General features: G+C 71.6%; 17 protein-coding genes. 9 read left to right on the forward strand and 8 right to left on the reverse strand.

Annotation, left to right across the window (positions count from 1 at the left end; genetic code table 11):
- The first annotated feature begins 383 nt into the window (after positions 1 to 383).
- Positions 384 to 737 carry a DUF779 domain-containing protein gene (locus HEP85_RS06585; RefSeq protein ID WP_168526953.1) on the forward strand — a complete coding sequence of 118 codons (354 nt, stop codon included), beginning with the start codon at positions 384 to 386 and terminating at the stop codon, positions 735 to 737.
- A 231-nt stretch (positions 738 to 968) separates the two neighbouring features.
- On the opposite strand, the gene HEP85_RS06590 is transcribed toward HEP85_RS06585, so the two are convergent.
- From HEP85_RS06590 to HEP85_RS06615, 6 genes are all read right to left on the reverse strand, one after another.
- Positions 969 to 1,163, reverse strand: coding sequence for a hypothetical protein (locus HEP85_RS06590; RefSeq protein WP_148008049.1), 195 nt, complete (start codon positions 1,161 to 1,163; stop codon positions 969 to 971).
- A gap of 103 nt (positions 1,164 to 1,266) precedes the next feature.
- Entirely contained in the window at positions 1,267 to 2,154 is an 888-nt protein-coding gene (locus HEP85_RS06595; RefSeq protein ID WP_168526954.1) for a phosphatidylinositol-specific phospholipase C/glycerophosphodiester phosphodiesterase family protein, read from the reverse strand.
- A gap of 175 nt (positions 2,155 to 2,329) precedes the next feature.
- A complete protein-coding gene (locus HEP85_RS06600) occupies positions 2,330 to 3,433 on the reverse strand; it encodes an acyl-CoA dehydrogenase family protein (protein ID WP_168526955.1) in 1,104 nt (367 codons plus the stop codon).
- Complete coding sequence (locus tag HEP85_RS06605) at positions 3,430 to 4,638, reverse strand: acyl-CoA dehydrogenase family protein (protein WP_168526956.1); 1,209 nt, start codon at positions 4,636 to 4,638, stop codon at positions 3,430 to 3,432. The genes HEP85_RS06600 and HEP85_RS06605 overlap by 4 nt, the downstream gene beginning before the upstream one ends.
- Positions 4,635 to 5,612, reverse strand: a complete 978-nt coding sequence (locus tag HEP85_RS06610) for an NADPH:quinone oxidoreductase family protein (protein WP_168526957.1) — start codon at positions 5,610 to 5,612, stop codon at positions 4,635 to 4,637. Before HEP85_RS06610 ends, HEP85_RS06605 begins: the two co-directional genes overlap by 4 nt.
- Positions 5,613 to 5,721: 109 nt before the next feature.
- Complete coding sequence (locus HEP85_RS06615; protein ID WP_168526958.1) at positions 5,722 to 6,294, reverse strand: helix-turn-helix domain-containing protein; 573 nt, start codon at positions 6,292 to 6,294, stop codon at positions 5,722 to 5,724.
- A gap of 77 nt (positions 6,295 to 6,371) precedes the next feature.
- Here HEP85_RS06615 and HEP85_RS06620 point away from each other — a divergent pair, with 77 nt between their 5' ends.
- The 5 genes from HEP85_RS06620 (at position 6,372) to HEP85_RS06640 (ending at position 11,087) form a co-directional block, all read left to right on the forward strand.
- Positions 6,372 to 7,310 (forward strand): NAD(P)/FAD-dependent oxidoreductase, encoded by a 939-nt coding sequence (locus tag HEP85_RS06620; RefSeq protein ID WP_369657631.1) that lies wholly within the window; start codon positions 6,372 to 6,374, stop codon positions 7,308 to 7,310.
- Positions 7,311 to 7,353: 43 nt separating this feature from the next.
- On the forward strand, positions 7,354 to 8,892 hold the full coding sequence (locus HEP85_RS06625) for an ATP-dependent DNA ligase (RefSeq protein ID WP_168526959.1): 1,539 nt from the start codon (positions 7,354 to 7,356) through the stop codon (positions 8,890 to 8,892).
- A complete protein-coding gene (locus tag HEP85_RS06630) occupies positions 8,889 to 9,353 on the forward strand; it encodes an NUDIX domain-containing protein (protein ID WP_168526960.1) in 465 nt (154 codons plus the stop codon). The genes HEP85_RS06625 and HEP85_RS06630 overlap by 4 nt, the downstream gene beginning before the upstream one ends.
- A gap of 74 nt (positions 9,354 to 9,427) precedes the next feature.
- Positions 9,428 to 10,822 carry an NADP-dependent succinic semialdehyde dehydrogenase gene (locus HEP85_RS06635; RefSeq protein WP_168526961.1) on the forward strand — a complete coding sequence of 465 codons (1,395 nt, stop codon included), beginning with the start codon at positions 9,428 to 9,430 and terminating at the stop codon, positions 10,820 to 10,822.
- Positions 10,823 to 10,847: 25 nt separating this feature from the next.
- Complete coding sequence (locus HEP85_RS06640; RefSeq protein ID WP_148008039.1) at positions 10,848 to 11,087, forward strand: DUF6213 family protein; 240 nt, start codon at positions 10,848 to 10,850, stop codon at positions 11,085 to 11,087.
- A 307-nt stretch (positions 11,088 to 11,394) separates the two neighbouring features.
- Here HEP85_RS06640 and HEP85_RS06645 read toward each other — a convergent pair whose 3' ends face one another.
- Positions 11,395 to 12,069, reverse strand: a complete 675-nt coding sequence (locus HEP85_RS06645) for a transcriptional regulator (protein WP_168526962.1) — start codon at positions 12,067 to 12,069, stop codon at positions 11,395 to 11,397.
- Between the two features lie 144 nt (positions 12,070 to 12,213).
- Between HEP85_RS06645 and HEP85_RS06650 the strand changes: the two genes are divergently transcribed.
- The 3 genes from HEP85_RS06650 to HEP85_RS06660 are packed head-to-tail and all read left to right on the forward strand — an operon-like array spanning position 12,214 to position 15,084.
- On the forward strand, positions 12,214 to 13,335 hold the full coding sequence (locus tag HEP85_RS06650; protein WP_282189906.1) for a type III polyketide synthase: 1,122 nt from the start codon (positions 12,214 to 12,216) through the stop codon (positions 13,333 to 13,335).
- A 5-nt stretch (positions 13,336 to 13,340) separates the two neighbouring features.
- A complete protein-coding gene (locus HEP85_RS06655) occupies positions 13,341 to 14,555 on the forward strand; it encodes a cytochrome P450 (RefSeq protein ID WP_168533395.1) in 1,215 nt (404 codons plus the stop codon).
- A gap of 7 nt (positions 14,556 to 14,562) precedes the next feature.
- Complete coding sequence (locus tag HEP85_RS06660; protein WP_168526964.1) at positions 14,563 to 15,084, forward strand: cupin domain-containing protein; 522 nt, start codon at positions 14,563 to 14,565, stop codon at positions 15,082 to 15,084.
- A gap of 15 nt (positions 15,085 to 15,099) precedes the next feature.
- Here the strand turns inward: HEP85_RS06660 and HEP85_RS06665 are convergent, their stop codons facing one another.
- On the reverse strand, positions 15,100 to 16,329 hold the full coding sequence (locus HEP85_RS06665) for an acyl-CoA dehydrogenase family protein (protein ID WP_168526965.1): 1,230 nt from the start codon (positions 16,327 to 16,329) through the stop codon (positions 15,100 to 15,102).
- Between the last annotated feature and the right edge of the window lie 11 nt (positions 16,330 to 16,340).

Raw genomic sequence — 16,340 nt, forward strand, 5'->3', positions numbered from 1 at the left:
TTTCGGTCAGGTCATGGGCAGCGTTCCCTCCCTCACGATCCCAGCTTTTCCGCAGGTACGCGGATCGGACGTGGTCCGGCGGTCCCTTCGTGAGGCACGCCCGACGGCCCCTTCGCGAGGCCGATGACCCGTCCGTGAGGCCGATGCCCCCTCCGTGAGGCCGGCCCGGCGGCCCTTGCGCGGAGCCGGACGGGTCCGGCCCGGTGGTCTCCTCGTGGGGTAAGCCCTCCCCGCCTCCCCGCCTCCCCGCCTCCCTGCCGTCGATGCGTGCAACCCTCTCGCAACCTGCGGGATGGTCGGATGCACGGTGGCCTGCCCCGCTCTCCGCCACGGCCGGCTCCCGCCCCTGTCACCGTTCGTCCCCGACCCGACGGAGAACCCCGATGGACGTCGTCCCGCGCGTAACGCTCACTCCGGCGGCCGCCGACCTGGTGCGGCGGTTGCGGGCGGTCCACGGCCCGCTGATGTTCCACCAGTCCGGCGGCTGCTGCGACGGCAGTGCGCCCATGTGCTTCCCGGCGGGTGAGTTCCGCACCGGCGGCTCCGACATCCTGCTCGCGGAGCTGGAGGTGGAGGGGGTCGACGAACCGGTGCCGTTCTGGATGTCGAAGAGCCAGTACGAGCTGTGGAGTCACACACGGCTGACCGTCGATGTCGTCCCGGGCCGGGGCAGCGGCTTCTCGCTGGAGGCTCCCGAGGGAGTGCGCTTCCTCATTCGCTCCCGCGTCGTCGGCTGAGGGCCGCCTCGCCGGGCATCGCCCTCCGGTTGACGCCCCTTGATCGCGGCGCAGTTGACGAGACATCAGGGGTTGCTGCCACACGTCGTGTCGGACGGTTCAGAACCGTACCGGCGGTTCTCACGGCGACGAGCTCCGCCGGCCGGTGCCCGCCCTGGCGGGAGGCGGCACCGGCCGGCGGAGCTCGGGCCATCTGCCCGACGGCGTCGGCGTCCTCTCACGGACCCGAGGTCAGGGATGGAGACTGCTCACGATGTCCGCCGTGGCCGTGAGCCCGTTCTGGATCGTCGGCGCCATGCTGCTGCCCGACAGGAAGAAGCCGAGCAGGACGCACACCACCGCGTGCGAGGGCTTCAGCGCGCCGTTGCGCAGGAACACCACCGCGAGGATCAGCAGCAGTACCACCACAGAGATGGAAATGGCCATCGTCAACCTCCTCCGCCACGTCGACACCGCGGCTTTCGGCGGCAAGTGTCGCGTAGCGGAGGGTTCGTCCGGGCGGCTGACGTGTCCTCCGAACGTGTGGTGTCTACGCCCGCTCGCGCGGCTGTTCGCGTGTCCGTTCGTGCGTGTCGAGGAACGTCTCGAGTCCGGCGAGGTCGTCGGTGTTGAAGTAGTCGACGTCGGCGGCCAGCAGTTCGCCCCACAGCGCGTCCCTGGCCGGTCCCGCGAGGTCGGGTGTGGCCCAGAACCGCACCTTCTGCCGGCGCGCGTGCGCCGCCGCGATGATCTCTCGCAGCTTCGCACGCTCCGCCTCGGGGAACGGGCCGTCCCCCAGCCAGGTGAAGTTGAGTGTCCAGTTGTCGCTGATGAGCGGGACGAAGGACGCGGTCGCCGCGCTGCCGAGGTCGGTGAGCCGGCCGTCGTAGAAGGCACGCCGCAGGCTCTGCGCCTCCATGGGGGTGCGGGCGGCGCGGTCGCCGGAGATGACGGCCGTGACCGGACCGGGGTGCACCCGGCCGTGCGCGTAGGTCGTGAACAGGTGCGGGTAGCGGCGCAGGTGACGGTCGAGCTCGAGGTACGTCGAGGCGCCCTCGGTCTTGATGTCGATCAGGAGTTGCAGCGGCCGGCGGTAACCCCGGTACACGGAGCCGTGGTTGGCCCTCACCCGGGAGACGAGCGGGTCGAGGTAGAGCGCTTCGAGGGTGCGGGTCGGGTCGAGATCGACGGGGTCGTGGGCGACGAGGAGCTGGTTGCCGACGAGGTAGATGTCGGCCTCGACACTCCCGAAGCGGTGGGCGAGGGCGTCGAACAGGGGGCGCTGGTGGTCGTAGTCGTTGTGGGCGTGGGCGCGCCACAGCGGGCGCCCACCGTGCCCCTGCTCGTCGGCTCGCGCGTGCACGGCGGGCAGTGCGACGGCGCCCGCGAGGGCGGCGCCGAGGGTGGTGAGGGCTCTGCGACGGGTGGTGTGGGCCATGCTCTGCCTCCCTGGAAGTCCCGTACCGGATACCGGCGAGTATGAGGCGCGCGAAAGCCAAGGTGCGGTGGGGCGTGGGGAGTTGGCCGGACTGCCGTCATGGGTTCACTTCTTCGCGGCGGCGCACACCGGGAAGCCCGCCCCAGGTGGGACGGGCTTCACATGAGCCGGGCGGTCAGGGCGCCTGGAGGTCGACCAGCCGCGCCAGTGCCTCACGGTGCGCGCCCGCCGTGCCGTAGGCGATCGAGTCCGCCTTCGCGCGCTTCAGGTACAGGTGGACCGGGTGCTCCCAGGTCATGCCGATGCCACCGTGCAGCTGGAGTGCCTCCTCGGCGGCGTGGACGGCGACCGGGGCGGCGTACGCCTGGGCGACGGCGACCGCCACGTCGGTGTCCGCGCTGCCTGCCGCGAGCGCGTCGGCGGCGTTGCGGGCGGCGGCCCGCGTGTTGACGACCTCGAGCCACAGCTGCGCGAGCCGGTGCTTGAGGGCCTGGAAGCCACCGACGGGCCGGTTGAACTGCTTGCGTTCCTTGAGGTGGCGGACCGTCTCCGTCAGGCACCAGTCGGCGAGGCCGAGCTGCTCGGAGGCGAGCAGTCCGGCGCCGGCCCGCAGGCCCCGTCGTACGGCGGGTCCGGCGTCGCCCAGCCGGCGGCCCCGCACCCCGTCGAGGGTGACCGTGGCGAGCGGCCGGGTGAGGTCGAGAGAGATCTGCGGTGTGACCGTGACGGCGCTCGCGTCCACCGCGTACAGGCCGCCGTCCGCCGCCGGGACCAGCAGCACGTGGACCGCCGTCGCGTCCGCGATCCCCGTCAACTCGCCGTACAGCAGGCCGCCTTCGTCGCGTACGGTCCGGTGGGCACCGTCCGGTGCCGCGGAGAGGGCGACGGCGAGCGCGCCGACGGTCCGTCCGGACGCCAGCTCCGTCAGCAGGGCATCGGCGTCCTCCCCCGTGCAGGCCAGCAGCGCCTCGGTCGCCACGACGGCGCTCGTGAGATAGGGCACGGGAGCGACGGCTCGGCCCAACTCCTCGAGTACCACGGCGACTTCACGGTGGGTGGCGCCCTGGCCACCCTGCTCCTCGGGCACCAGCAGACCCGCCAGGCCCATCCCGTCCGAGAGCGCCTTCCACAGCGCGGGGTCGTAGGGCGTGTCCGACTCCGTGCGGGTGATGACACGGCCGGCGTCGCAGTGGTCGGCGAGGAGGTCGCGCACGGCGGCCCGCAGCGCCTCTTCCTCCTCCGAGTACAGCAGATCGGGTTGCGTGCCCTGCGTTGTCATCGGGCGAGGTCCTTCCACGCGACGTCCTTGTCGGTGCGCGGCTCGGACGGCAGTCCCAGCACGCGTTCGGCGACGATGTTCAGCAGGACCTCGCTGGTCCCGCCCTCGATGCTGTTGCCCTTGGAACGGAGGTAGCGGTAGCCCGCGTCGCGGCCGGTGAAGTCGACCAGCTCGGGGCGGCGCATCGTCCAGTCCTCGTACAACAGGCCTTCCTCGCCGAGGAGTTCGACCTCCAGGCCGCTGATCTCCTGATTGAGCCGGGCGAAGCCGAGCTTCAGGCCTGAGCCCTCGGGGCCGGGCTGTCCCGCGACGAGCTGCTGGCGCAGCCGCTCGCCGGTGAGCCGGCCGACCTCGGCCTCGACCCAGAGCTTCAGCAGCCGCTGGTGCAGGTCGTGGGTGCGCAGTTCGGGCCGCTCGCGCCAGGTTTTCGCGACCGGGCCGATCATGCCGCCCTCGCGCGGGATGCGCATGCCGCCGATGGACACGCGCTCGTTCATGAGCGTGGTCTGCGCGACCCGCCAGCCGTCGCCGACCTCGCCGAGGCGGTGGCTGTCGGGGATGCGTACACCGGTGAGGAAGACCTCGTTGAACTCGGCCTCGCCGGTGATCTGACGCAGCGGCCGTACCTCGACGCCCGGGTCGGTCATGTCGCAGACGAAGTAGGTGATGCCGCGGTGCTTGGGGACGTCCGGGTCGGTGCGGGCGATGAGGATGGCCCAGCGGGCCAGATGGGCGCTGGACGTCCAGACCTTCTGGCCGTCGACCACCCAGTCGTCGCCCTCCCTGACCGCGCGCGTGCCCAGCGCGGCCAGGTCCGATCCGGCGCCGGGCTCGCTGAAGAGCTGGCACCAGACCTCCTCGCCGACCCACAGGGGCCGCAGGAAGCGCTCCTTCTGTTCCTGCGTGCCGAAGCCGAGGATCGTCGGCGCGGCCATGCCGAGGCCGATGCCGATGCGCCGGGGGTCGTTGTCGGGTGCGCCCGCGGCCTCCAGTTCGGCGTCCACGACGGCCTGGAGGGTGCGCGGGGCGCCGAGGCCGCCGAGGCCCTCGGGGTAGTGCACCCAGGCGAGTCCGGCGTCGAAGCGGGCCTCCAGGAAGGCCGTCCGCCCGGTCTCCAGGGGCGGGTGGGCGGCCAGCAACTCCCTGGTGCGGCGGCGCAGTTCGGTGGCGTCGGGCGCACCGCCCCGGTGTGCGGCGTCGGTCATGCCGAGGCTCCGTTCTCGAGTGAGGGCAGCACGGCGACCCGGCCCGTGGTGACACCGTCGGCGACGCGTTGCACGGCCGCGGCGGCACCGGCCAGCGGCACCCGCTCGCTGACCAGGGGTTTGATCGAACCCCGCGCGGCGAGTTCAGTGAGCCGCTCGTGGCAGTGCTGGATCAGCTTGGGGTTCTTGGTGCCGTACAGGCCCCAGTGCAGACCGAGGATCGAGTAGTTCTTCACGAGGGCGTGGTTCAGCGCCGGGCTGGGGATGGACCCGCTGGCGAAGCCGACGACGACGATCCGGCCCTCGAAGGCGACGACCTTGGTGGACTGGGTGAAGGCCTCGCCGCCGACGGGGTCGTAGATCACGTCGGCGCCCCGGCCGCCGGTGGCCTCCTTCACGGCGGCGATGACGTCCTGGCCGCGCCGGTCGATGACCACGTCGCAGCCCAGTTCCCGGGCGACGGGGACCTTGCCGGCTCCGCCGACGACACCGATGACGGTGGCCCCGGCCGCCTTGCCGAGCTGTACGGCGGCGCTGCCGACGCCGCCCGCGGCCGCGTGCACGAGCAGGGTCTCGCCCGCTTCGAGGCCGGCCCGCCGGTGCAGCCCGAACCACCCCGTCTGGTATCCGATGTGCAGGGCGGCCGCCTCGGCGTCGTCCAGGGCGTCGGGGGCGGGCAGCAGGGCGGCGGCGTCCGCGACGGCGTACTCGGCGAATCCGCCGTACGGCAGTGCGGGGTTCGCGAGCACGCGGCGCCCGTCCTCGGTCTCGCCGCAGATCTCGACACCGGGTGTGAACGGCAGCGGCGGCCTGACCTGGTAGTGCCCGCGGCACATCAGCGCGTCCGGGAAGTTGATGTTCGCCGCGCGCACCTTGAGCAGGACCTGTCCGTCACCGGGGACCGGCCGCTCCACGTCCTGGAGCCGCATCACCTCGCTCGGTTCGCCGAGCTGGTGCACTTGCCATGCCTGCATGCGGGGCCTCCACGGGACTGCTTCGTCTGACCGGGGTCGACCGCATACTAAGCGGTCGCTTGCCGATCAGGGAACAGTCTCGTGCGTCACGCACGCGAAAGGGCCCGTCTCACCGGCGGGTCGGCCGGGCCCGTACGTGCATCCGCTCCCCCTGTGGCCCGAACAGGCTCAGGAACTCCACCGGCCCCTCCCCCGTCGACCCGAACCAGTGCGGAACACGCGTGTCGAACTCGGCGGCCTCTCCGGCCCCCAGCACCACGTCGTGCTCGGCCAGCACGAGCCGCAGCCGCCCGGAGAGCACGTACAGCCACTCGTAGCCCTCATGCGTCCGCGGGTCCGGGTCGAGCTCGCGCTGCGGTTCGAGCACCTTGTAGGCCTGGAGCCCGCCGGGCTGCCGCGTCAGGGGCCAGTGCGTGCGGCCGTTGCGGACGATCGGTTCGGAGCGGACGCGCGGGTCGCCGACCGGCGGCGCGCCGACCAGCTCGTCGAGCGCCACCTGGTGGGCGCGGGCGATCGGCAGCAGCAGCTCCAGACTGGGCTTGCGCAGCCCGGACTCCAGACGGGAGAGGGTACTGACGGAGATCCCCGTCGCCTCCGAGAGCCCGGCCAGCGTGGCACCGCGCTCCTTCCTGATCCGGCGCAGCCGGGGTCCGACGTCGGCGAGGACTTCATCCGTGGTCATACGGGTATTGCAGTTTCGGCAAAGCCGTTTGTCAATCCGTGGACGGTCGGGCGACGGTCTCCTCGGAGGTGGTCACCATGACCCACAAGTACGAGGCCGTCGTGGTCGGAGGCGGCGCGGCCGGGCTGTCCGCGGCTCTGGTGCTGGGACGGGCACGGCGCCGGACGCTCGTCGTCGACGCGGGCGAGCCGCGCAACGCGCCCGCCGCGCACCTGCAGGGCTATCTGACCCGGGACGGCGTGCCGCCCGCCGAGTTCCTCGCCCTGGGGCGCGAGGAGGTCGCGCGCTACGGGGTCGAACTGGTCCGGGACCGGGCCGTCGACGTGACCCGGATCGGCTCCGGGGAGTTCCGGGTGACGCTCGCGTCCGGACGGACGGCGGACGCGCGACGGCTGGTCCTCGCCACCGGGCTTGCCGACGAGCTGCCGACGGTGCCGGGGGTCGCCGAGCGCTTCGGGCGGGACGTGCTGCACTGCCCGTACTGCCACGGCTGGGAGGTCCGCGACGAGGCCTTCGGGGTGCTGGCCAGTACGGCGATGGGTGTCCACCAGGCGCTGATGGTCTCCCAGTGGTCGAAGGACGTCACCCTCTTCCTGCACGAGGTCGCCGAGGAGGAGCTGTCGCGCGACGACCGGCGCCGGCTCGCCGCCGCCGGGGTCGCCGTGGTGCCGGGCGAGGTCGCCGCGCTCGTCGTCGAGGAGGACCGGCTCACCGGGGTCCGGCTCACGGACGGCTCGGCGCACGCCCGTTCGGCGCTGTTCGTGGCTCCGCGCGCCGTCCCCCGCAACGACCTCTTCGAGCGCCTGGGAGCCGAAACGCGCGAGACCCCGTTCGGTACGTATCCCGTGGTCGACGAGACCGGGCTGACGAGCGTGCCCGGTGTCTGGGCGGCGGGCAACGCGGCCGGCTTCGCCGAGCAGGTGGTGAACGCCGCGAGCGCCGGTTATCGCGCGGCCGCCACCCTCAACGGAGAGCTGCTCTTCGCCGACCTCGACGCCGTCCCGCGACGGGACTGAACGCCGGGGTGTGGACCGCCCGACCGCGTTGCACCATGGCTGCATGCTGCTGAGCAGGCTCGCCCATGTGTCCCAGGAGGTCGCCGCCACCTCCGCGCGGTCCCGGAAGATCGCTCTGCTCGCCGAGCTGTTCCGGGACGCCGACGCGGACGACGTGCCGATCGTGATCCCCTATCTCGCGGGGCGCCTCCCGCAGGGGCGGCTCGGCATCGGGTGGAAGCTGCTGAGCCGCCCGGTCCCGCCCGCCGCCGAGGCCACGCTCACCGTGCGGGACGTGGACGCCCGGCTGACGGAGATCGGCGCGGTGACGGGCACCGGCTCGCAGGCCGCCCGCGGACGTCTGGTGGACGCGTTGCGGGCGGCGGCCACCGAGAGCGAGCAGCGCTTCCTGTTCGGGCTGCTCACCGGCGAGGTGCGGCAGGGCGCGCTGGACGCGCTCGCGGTGGAGGGGCTCGCCGTGGCGACCGGCGCGCCCGCCGCCGACGTACGCCGGGCGGTGATGCTCGCCGGGTCGCTGCGAACGGTGGCGCGGGCACTGCTCGCCGAGGGCCCCGGGGCGCTGGACGGGTTCCGGCTCACCGTCGGCCGTCCGGTGCTGCCGATGCTCGCGCACAGCGCCTCGTCCGTGTCCGAGGCCGTCGACAAGCTGGGGGCGTGTGCCGTCGAGGAGAAGCTCGACGGCATCCGGGTACAGGTCCACCGCGACGGCGACGACGTACGGATCTACACCCGCACACTCGACGACATCACCGACCGGCTCCCCGAACTCACCTCAGCCGCGCTGGAGTTGAAGGACATCCGGTTCATCCTTGACGGCGAGGTCATCGCGCTGGACGAGGACGGGCGACCGCGTTCCTTCCAGGAGACCGCCGGGCGCGTGGGCTCACGGGTGGATGTGGCCACGGCCGCGCGGAGCGTACCCGTCTCGCCCGTCTTCTTCGACGCCCTCTTGGCGGACGGACAGGATCTGCTGGACCTGCCCTTCGCGGCACGGCACGCGGCGCTCGCGCGTCTGGTACCCGAGCCGATGCGGGTGCGGCGCGCGCTCGTCGAGGGCCCCGCGGACCTCGCCGCGGCAAAGGAGTTCCTCGCCGACACCCTGCGCCGCGGCCACGAGGGAGTCGTCGTCAAGGCCCTGGACGCGACGTACAGCGCGGGCCGCCGCGGCGCCTCCTGGCTGAAGGTCAAACCCGTGCACACCCTCGACCTGGTGGTCCTGGCCGCCGAGTGGGGCCATGGGCGGCGCACCGGAAAGCTCTCCAACCTGCACCTCGGCGCGCGTGCCGGGGACGGGGCGTTCGTGATGCTCGGCAAGACCTTCAAGGGCATGACGGACGCGATGCTGGCCTGGCAGACCGGGCGGCTCCAGGAGCTGGCCGTGGGGGACGACGGCCATGTCGTGACCGTACGCCCCGAACTCGTCGTCGAGATCGCGTACGACGGCCTCCAGAGGTCGACCCGGTACCCGGCCGGTGTCACGCTCCGCTTCGCCCGCGTGGTGCGCTATCGCGAGGACAAGACCCCCGCCGAGGCGGATACCGTCGCGGCACTGCTCGCCGCACATCCGGAGGTGGCCCCGTGACGGGGAAGCGCAGCGCGGGACTGCTGCTGTACCGACGCGCCGAGGACGGCCTGGAGGTACTGCTCGGCCACATGGGCGGCCCGTTCTTCGCCCGCCGCGACGCCGGGGCGTGGACCGTGCCCAAGGGTGAGTACGAGCCCGACGAGACCGCCTGGGACGCCGCGCGCCGCGAGTTCCGGGAGGAACTGGGACTGCCCCCGCCCGACGGGGAGGCGGTGCCGCTCGGCGAGGTCCGGCAGGCGGGCGGCAAGGTCGTCACGGCCTGGGCGATCGAGGCGGACCTCGACCCGGCGACCGTGGTCCCGGGCACCTTCGAGATGGAGTGGCCGCCGAGGTCGGGGCGCCGCCAGGAGTTCCCCGAGCTGGACCGGGTGGAGTGGTTCGGCCTGGACCGGGCGCGGGCCGTCGTGGTTACGGCGCAGGTGGCGTTTGTGGACCGGCTGGCGGAGCACCAGGACTGAGCAGCCCCCTTCGCGTTGCGCCGCGTCCCGGCGCGCGGGAGGGTCGAGGAACAGCCCGCTCCAGGAGGTCGGCCATGCCCATCGCGACGGTGAACCCGGCGAACGGTGAGACGCTCATGACGTACGACGCGCTCGGCGCCGAGGAGATCGAGCGCAAGCTCGCGACGGCCGAGGACACGTTCCGTACCTATCGCACCACGTCCTTCGCCGAACGGGCCCGCCTGATGCACCGGGCCGCCGACCTGCTCGACGCCGACCAGGACGCCATCGGCCGGGTGATGACCACGGAGATGGGCAAGCCGGTCAAGCAGGCCCGCGCGGAGGCCGCCAAGTGCGCGAAGTCGATGCGCTGGTACGCCGACCACGCGGCCGGACTGCTCGCCGACGAACTGCCCGCCGACTCCGACGTGAAGGACTCCGGCGCCTCCCGTGTGCTGGTGCGCTACCGCCCGCTGGGCCCGGTCCTGGCCGTCATGCCGTGGAACTTCCCGCTCTGGCAGGTGATCCGGTTCGCCGCGCCCGCGTTGATGGCGGGCAACGTCGGCCTGCTCAAGCACGCCTCCAACGTGCCGCAGACCGCCCTCTACCTGGAGGACCTGTTCCGCCGGGCGGGCTTCCCGGAGGGCTGTTTCCAGACGCTGCTGATCGGCTCGGGGGCCGTCGAGGACATCCTGCGCGACCCACGGGTCAGGGCGGCGACGCTCACCGGGAGCGAACCTGCCGGGCGCGCCGTGGCGTCGGTCGCCGGGGACGAGATCAAGAAGACGGTCCTTGAGCTCGGCGGCAGCGACCCGTACGTCGTGATGCCGTCCGCCGACGTCGACCGGGCGGCACGGACCGCCGTGACCGCCCGGGTGCAGAACAACGGGCAGTCGTGCATCGCCGCCAAGCGGTTCATCGTCCACACGGACGTGTTCGACGCCTTCGCCGAGCGCTTCACGGCGGGCATGGCGGCTTTGAAGGTCGGCGACCCGCTGGACGAGGACACGGACGTCGGTCCGCTCTCCAGCGAGCAGGGCCGTCGCGATCTGGAGGAACTCGTCGACGACGCGGTGGAGAACGGTGCGAGCGTCCTGTGCGGCGGTGAACGCCCCGAGGGGTTCGGCGAGCGCGGCTGGTACTACGCGCCGACCGTCCTCGCCGACATCACCCCCGAGATGCGCGTCCACCAGGAGGAGACCTTCGGTCCCGTCGCCACGCTGTACCGCGCCGCCGACCTGGACGAGGCGGTGACTCTCGCCAACGACTCGCCGTTCGGGCTGAGTTCGAACGTATGGACGCGCGACGAGAGCGAGATCGACCGGTTCGTACGGGATCTGGAGGCGGGGGCCGTGTACGTCAACGGGATGACGGCCTCGCACGCGGCGTTCCCGTTCGGCGGGGTCAAGCGGTCCGGCTACGGTCGTGAGCTGGCGGAGCACGGGATCCGCGAGTTCTGCAACATCACCACGGTATGGCACGGAGCGTGAGCGTTCCGCGGCTACGATCCCCTGTGTGAACCGCGAAGTTACCCTGCCTCTGATCGTCGACGACCGCGGCACGTTGCAGGTGGCGGCCGCCGACGTCAGCAAACTGCTGCGCACGCTGGGCGGCCGGTGGCTGCATCTGGTGGAGGCCGGCGAGGGCGGGCTCGACGAGGACACGGTGGCGGCGCTGACCATCGAACTCGCCAAGCTCGCCGACCGGATCGATGTGGCGTGCATCGCCCACAGCAGCGGGGGCGCCTCCGGCTAGGGTGGGAGGGGGTGGCGTTGTGGTGACAGGGGTGTCTTCTTCGGGTGCGGGTCCGTCGTGGCCGGGTGCGCAGGGTGTCTTCTTCGGGTGCGGGTCCGTCGTGGCCGGGTGCGCAGTTCCCCGCGCCCCCAAAAGCCTTGCCCGGCCCCGCGCCCCGAAAGCCCCGCCCCTGAAAGCCGGGGGCTTCGCCCCCCGGAACCCGCGACTCGACCCCGCACCCCCAAAGGCCGGAGCCCGACCCCCACGCCCCGAAGACCCAGGGCCCGCCCCGCGCCCCGAAAGAGCTGAGCCGGGCCCGGAGGGCGTGTCACGCGACGCGTTGGTCCTGTTCCCACAGGGCGTGCCAGAAGGCGGTCTCGTAGGCCTGGAGCAGACGGCCGTGGTGGTGTGCCCGGTCCTCGTCGATCCGGTCGGCCCCCAGCCCCTCCTGCACGGCGGCGAGCGCCCGCTGCCGCAGTTCCGGCGCGGGCTCGGCGAAGTGGTCGAAGAAGCCGCAGGCCTCGTCGTCGAAGCCGTAGTGGTGGCGCAGGGCCTCGGCGATCGTCCCGCAATAGGCGCCCCAGGCAGCGAAGTTGGCGGTCAGGGCCAGGACCACGTCGGCGGGTGAACCGTTCATGGCGAGCCAGGCGACGTACGCGGGATAGCTCTGACAGCCCGCGAGCGGCTCGTACGCCGCCCTTCTCCCCTCGTCCGCCCCGCAGGCGTCGGCGTAGGCGGCCAGCCGGTCCAGGGCGACGGCCTCACCCTCCGCGAGCTCGGTGAAGAAGGCCGCGCCGTCGGGTCCGGTGTCCGGCCGTTCGGCCAGATGCAGGAACGCCCGGCGGTCCGCGGGAATCACATGGCCCTGTTCCAGGGCGAGGGCGGTGAGCGTGGAGCGCTGCGCCGCGCCCCGGGCGATCAGCGGCAGCAGCCGGTTGGCATGGGGGTCCGGGGCGAGTTTCCCGGCCGTGCGTTCCAGCAGCTCCCTGGCCGTGCGCGCCATGACGTACTCCTTCGATTCGCCTGTCCGGGGGACCTTCCACCAGCATCCCACTTCGTCCCGAAATTCCCCGCAATGGAGTAGTCCGACGCGATATCCCCACGCTTCCGGGTGATCGTGGGTGGACCACCCTTCGCAACGTGGGTGATCCATCCTTCCGCCGGGGGACGCGAGTTCCCCGGAAGGCGAAAGAAGGCGCGCTCAATGGCGACTTTGTGCAAACCCTCGGTCTCCGTCCCGGAACACGTGATCACGATGGAGGAGACGCTGGAGCTGGCGAGCTCCCGCCACCCGGACCACCCCCAACTGCCGCTGGCACTGCGACTGATCGAGAACACCGGCGTCAAGACCCGGCACATCGTGCAGCCCATCGAAGAGACGCTCAAGCACCCCGGCTTCGAGGACCGCAACAAGGTCTACGAGAGTGAGGCGAAGGCCCGCGTCCCCGCGGTCGTGCAGCGTGCGCTGGACGACGCCGAACTCCTCACCACCGACATCGACATGATCATCTACGTGTCGTGCACCGGGTTCATGATGCCCTCGCTCACGGCCTGGCTGATCAACACGATGGACTTCAGCAGCGACACCCGGCAGATGCCCATAGCCCAGCTGGGCTGCGCCGCCGGCGGCGCCGCGATCAACCGGGCGCACGACTTCTGCACCGCCTACCCCGAGGGCAACGCCCTCATCGTGGCCTGCGAGTTCTGCTCGCTCTGCTACCAGCCGACCGACCTCGGCGTCGGCTCCCTGCTGTCCAACGGACTGTTCGGCGACGGCATCGCCGCGGCCGTCGTCCGGGGCCGCGGCGGCACCGGGATCAAGCTCGAACGCAACGGCTCGTACCTGATCCCCAAGACCGAAGAGTGGATCATGTACGACGTCCGGGCCACCGGTTTCCACTTCCTGCTGGACAAGCGGGTGCCGGGAACGATGGAGCCGCTCGCTCCCGCCCTCCACTCGCTCGCCCGACAGCACGGCTGGGACGCCTCCGACCTGGACTTCTACATCATCCACGCGGGCGGCCCGCGGATCCTCGACGACCTCAGCAAGTTCCTCGAGGTCCCGCCGGACGCCTTCCGGTTCAGCCGGGCCACGCTCACCGAGTACGGCAACATCGCCAGCGCCGTCGTCCTGGACGCCGCGCGCCGGCTGTTCGAGGAGGGCGGCGCCGAGCACGCCTCGCGCGGACTCCTCGCGGGCTTCGGTCCCGGCATCACCGCGGAGATGTCTCTGGGCCGCTGGCAGAACAACGACGGGGAGCCGGCATGAGCGGCATGACCGAAGAGACGATCACCGAGGCGGCCCCGGCCGTCCACGACTGGCCCGCCCTCGACCTGACCGGCGTGGAGTTCGACCCCGTGCTGGCCGAGCTGATGCGCGAGGGCCCGGTCACCCGGGTCAAGCTGCCCAACGGCGAGGGCTGGGCCTGGCTGGTGACCCGCCACGACGACGTGCGCATGGTCGCCAATGACCCCCGGTTCAGCCGTGAGGCGGTCATGGACCATCCGGTCACCCGGCTCGCCCCGCACTTCATCCCCGCCCGGGGAGCGGTGGGTTTCCTGGACCCGCCCGACCACACCCGGCTGCGCCGCTCGGTGGCCGCCGCCTTCACGGCGCACGGGGTGGAGCGGGTCCGCGAGAAGTCCCGGCGGGTGCTCGACGAGCTGATCGACGAGCTGCTCCAGGACGGTCCGCCCACCGATCTCACCGAGACGGTCCTCGGCCCCTTCCCCATCGCGGTCATCTGCGAGCTGATGGGTGTGCCGGCCATCGACCGGCACACCATGCACAGCTGGACCCAGTTCATCCTGTCCTCCTCGCACGGCGCCGACGTCAGCGAGAAGGCCAAGAACGAGATGGGGTCCTACTTCGCGAAGCTCATCGGCGACCGCCGGGGCAGTACCGACGAGGACGTCACCTCGCTGCTCGGCGCGGCCGTGGGCCAGGGCGAGATCACCCTGGAGGAGGCCGTCGGACTCGCCGTCCTCCTCCAGATCGGCGGCGAGGCGGTCACCAACAACTGCGGGCAGTTGTTCTTCCTCCTCCTGACCCGCCCGGACCTGACCGAACGGCTGCGGGCCGAGCCGGACATCCGCCCCCGGGCCATCGACGAACTGCTGCGCTACATCCCGCACCGCAGCGCGGTGGGCCTCTCCCGCATCGCGACCGAGGACGTCGACATCAAGGGCGTACGGATCCGGGCGGGCGAGGCGATCTACGTGTCGTACCTGGCCGCGAACCGCGACCCGGAGGTCTTCTCCGACCCGGAGACCATCGACTTCTCCCGCAGTCCCAACCCGCATGTGGCGTTCGGCTTCGGCCCGCACTACTGCCCGGGCGGCATGCTGGCGAGGCTGGAGTCGGAGCTCCTGGTCGACGCGTTCCTCGACCGGATGCCGGGCCTGCGGCTCGCCGTGGCCCCGGAACAGGTCCCGTTCAGAAAGGGAGCGCTGATCCGCGGCCCCGAGGCCCTGCCCGTCAGGTGGTGAGCGGACGATGACCGCGCCCGAAGGGCTCCTCGTACCGCCGGGTCACGGCCGGGTCGTGCGGACGCCCGCCCAGCACGTGACGTTCAAGGTCACCGGCTCGCACTCCCGCATGGCGTCCACCTTCGAGGTGCTGGTGCCGCCCGGGTTCGACGTGGGCGCTCATGTGCACACGCGCAGCGAGGAACTGTTCTACGTGCTCGAAGGCGAGCTGGACGTGCTCGCCTTCGAACCCCGGATCCGCACACCCGACAACTGGCAGAAGTGGGAGTCGAGTTCGGGCAGCCGGGTGGTCCGGGCGGCACCCGGCACGGTCATCGTCGTCCCGCCGGGCTGCCCGCACGCCTTCTCCAACCCCACCGAGACGCCGGCGAAGATGTTCTTCCAGGCGTCACCGCCGCCGGACCACGAGCGCTACTTCGAGGAACTGCTGGAGATCCTGGGCAACGGGGGCCCACCGGACCACGCGGCGATCGAGGCGCTGCGCAAGCGGTACGACATCGAGCAGCTCACCCCTCTGAAGCACCGGTGAGGGCAGCGTCCTTCGCTACCGGATCGGCATCCCGGAAAGCGTCCGGGCGATCACCAGCCGCTGGATCTCGCTCGTGCCCTCGAAGATGGTGTAGATGGCGGCGTCCCGGTGCATCCGCTCCACCGGGTACTCGCGGGTGTAGCCGTTGCCGCCCAGGATCTGGATCGCCTGTCCGGTGACCTTCTTCGCCGTCTCACTCGCGAACAGCTTGGACATCGATCCCTCGGCCGCCGTGAACGGCCTGCCGTTGACCGCCATCCACGAAGCACGCCACACCAGCAGACGCGCCGCGTCGATGGAGGTACGCATATCGGCGAGCTGGAACGCGACACCCTGGTTGTCGATGATCGGCCGCCCGAACTGCTCGCGGGTCATCGCATAGTCGAGGGCGACCTCGTACGCGGCGCGGGCGGTGCCCACCGCCATCGCGCCGACGGCCGGACGGGACGCCTCGAACGTGGCCATCGCGGCGTTCTTCACGCGCTCACCGCCACCCGCCCTGGCCCGCTCACGGGCGCGGGCGAGGCGCTCGTCCAGCTTCTCCTTGCCGCCCAGCAGGCAGGACCCGGGGACACGGACGTCCTCCAGGACGACCTCGGCGGTGTGCGAGGCGCGGATACCGTGCTTCTTGAACTTCTGGCCCTGCGAGAGACCGGGGGTGTTCGGCGGCACGATGAAGGAGGCGTGACCCTTGGAGCCGAGGTCCGCGTCGACGACCGCGACGACGACGTGGACGTTGGCGATACCGCCGTTGGTCGCCCAGGTCTTGGTGCCGTTGAGGACCCATTCGTCCTTGGCCTCGTCGTACACGGCCCGGGTGCGCATGGAGGCGACGTCGGAGCCGGCGTCGGGCTCGGAGGAGCAGAAGGCCGCGACCTTGACATCGTTGGCATCCCCGTACATCTGGGGAATCCAGGTACCGATCTGCTCCTCGGTGCCGTTGGCGAGGACGCCCACGGCGGCGAGACCGGTGCCGACGATGGAGAGCGCTATGCCCGCGTCGCCCCAGAACAGTTCCTCCATGGCCATCGGTATTCCGAGGCCGGTGGCGTCGAAGTACTGCTGGGCGTAGAAGTCCAGGGAATAGATACCGACCTTCGCGGCTTCCTGGATGACCGGCCAGGGAGTCTCCTCACGCTCGTCCCACTCGGCGGCCGCGGGGCGGATCACATCGGCGGCGAACCCGTGGAGCCAGTCGCGGACCTCCTTCTGTTCGTCGTTGAGCTCCATGGTGAACTCGGCCATGTCCCCTCCAG

It is taken from the genome of Streptomyces sp. RPA4-2 (assembly GCF_012273515.2).
Taxonomy (GTDB): Bacteria; Actinomycetota; Actinomycetes; order Streptomycetales; family Streptomycetaceae; genus Streptomyces; species Streptomyces kaempferi.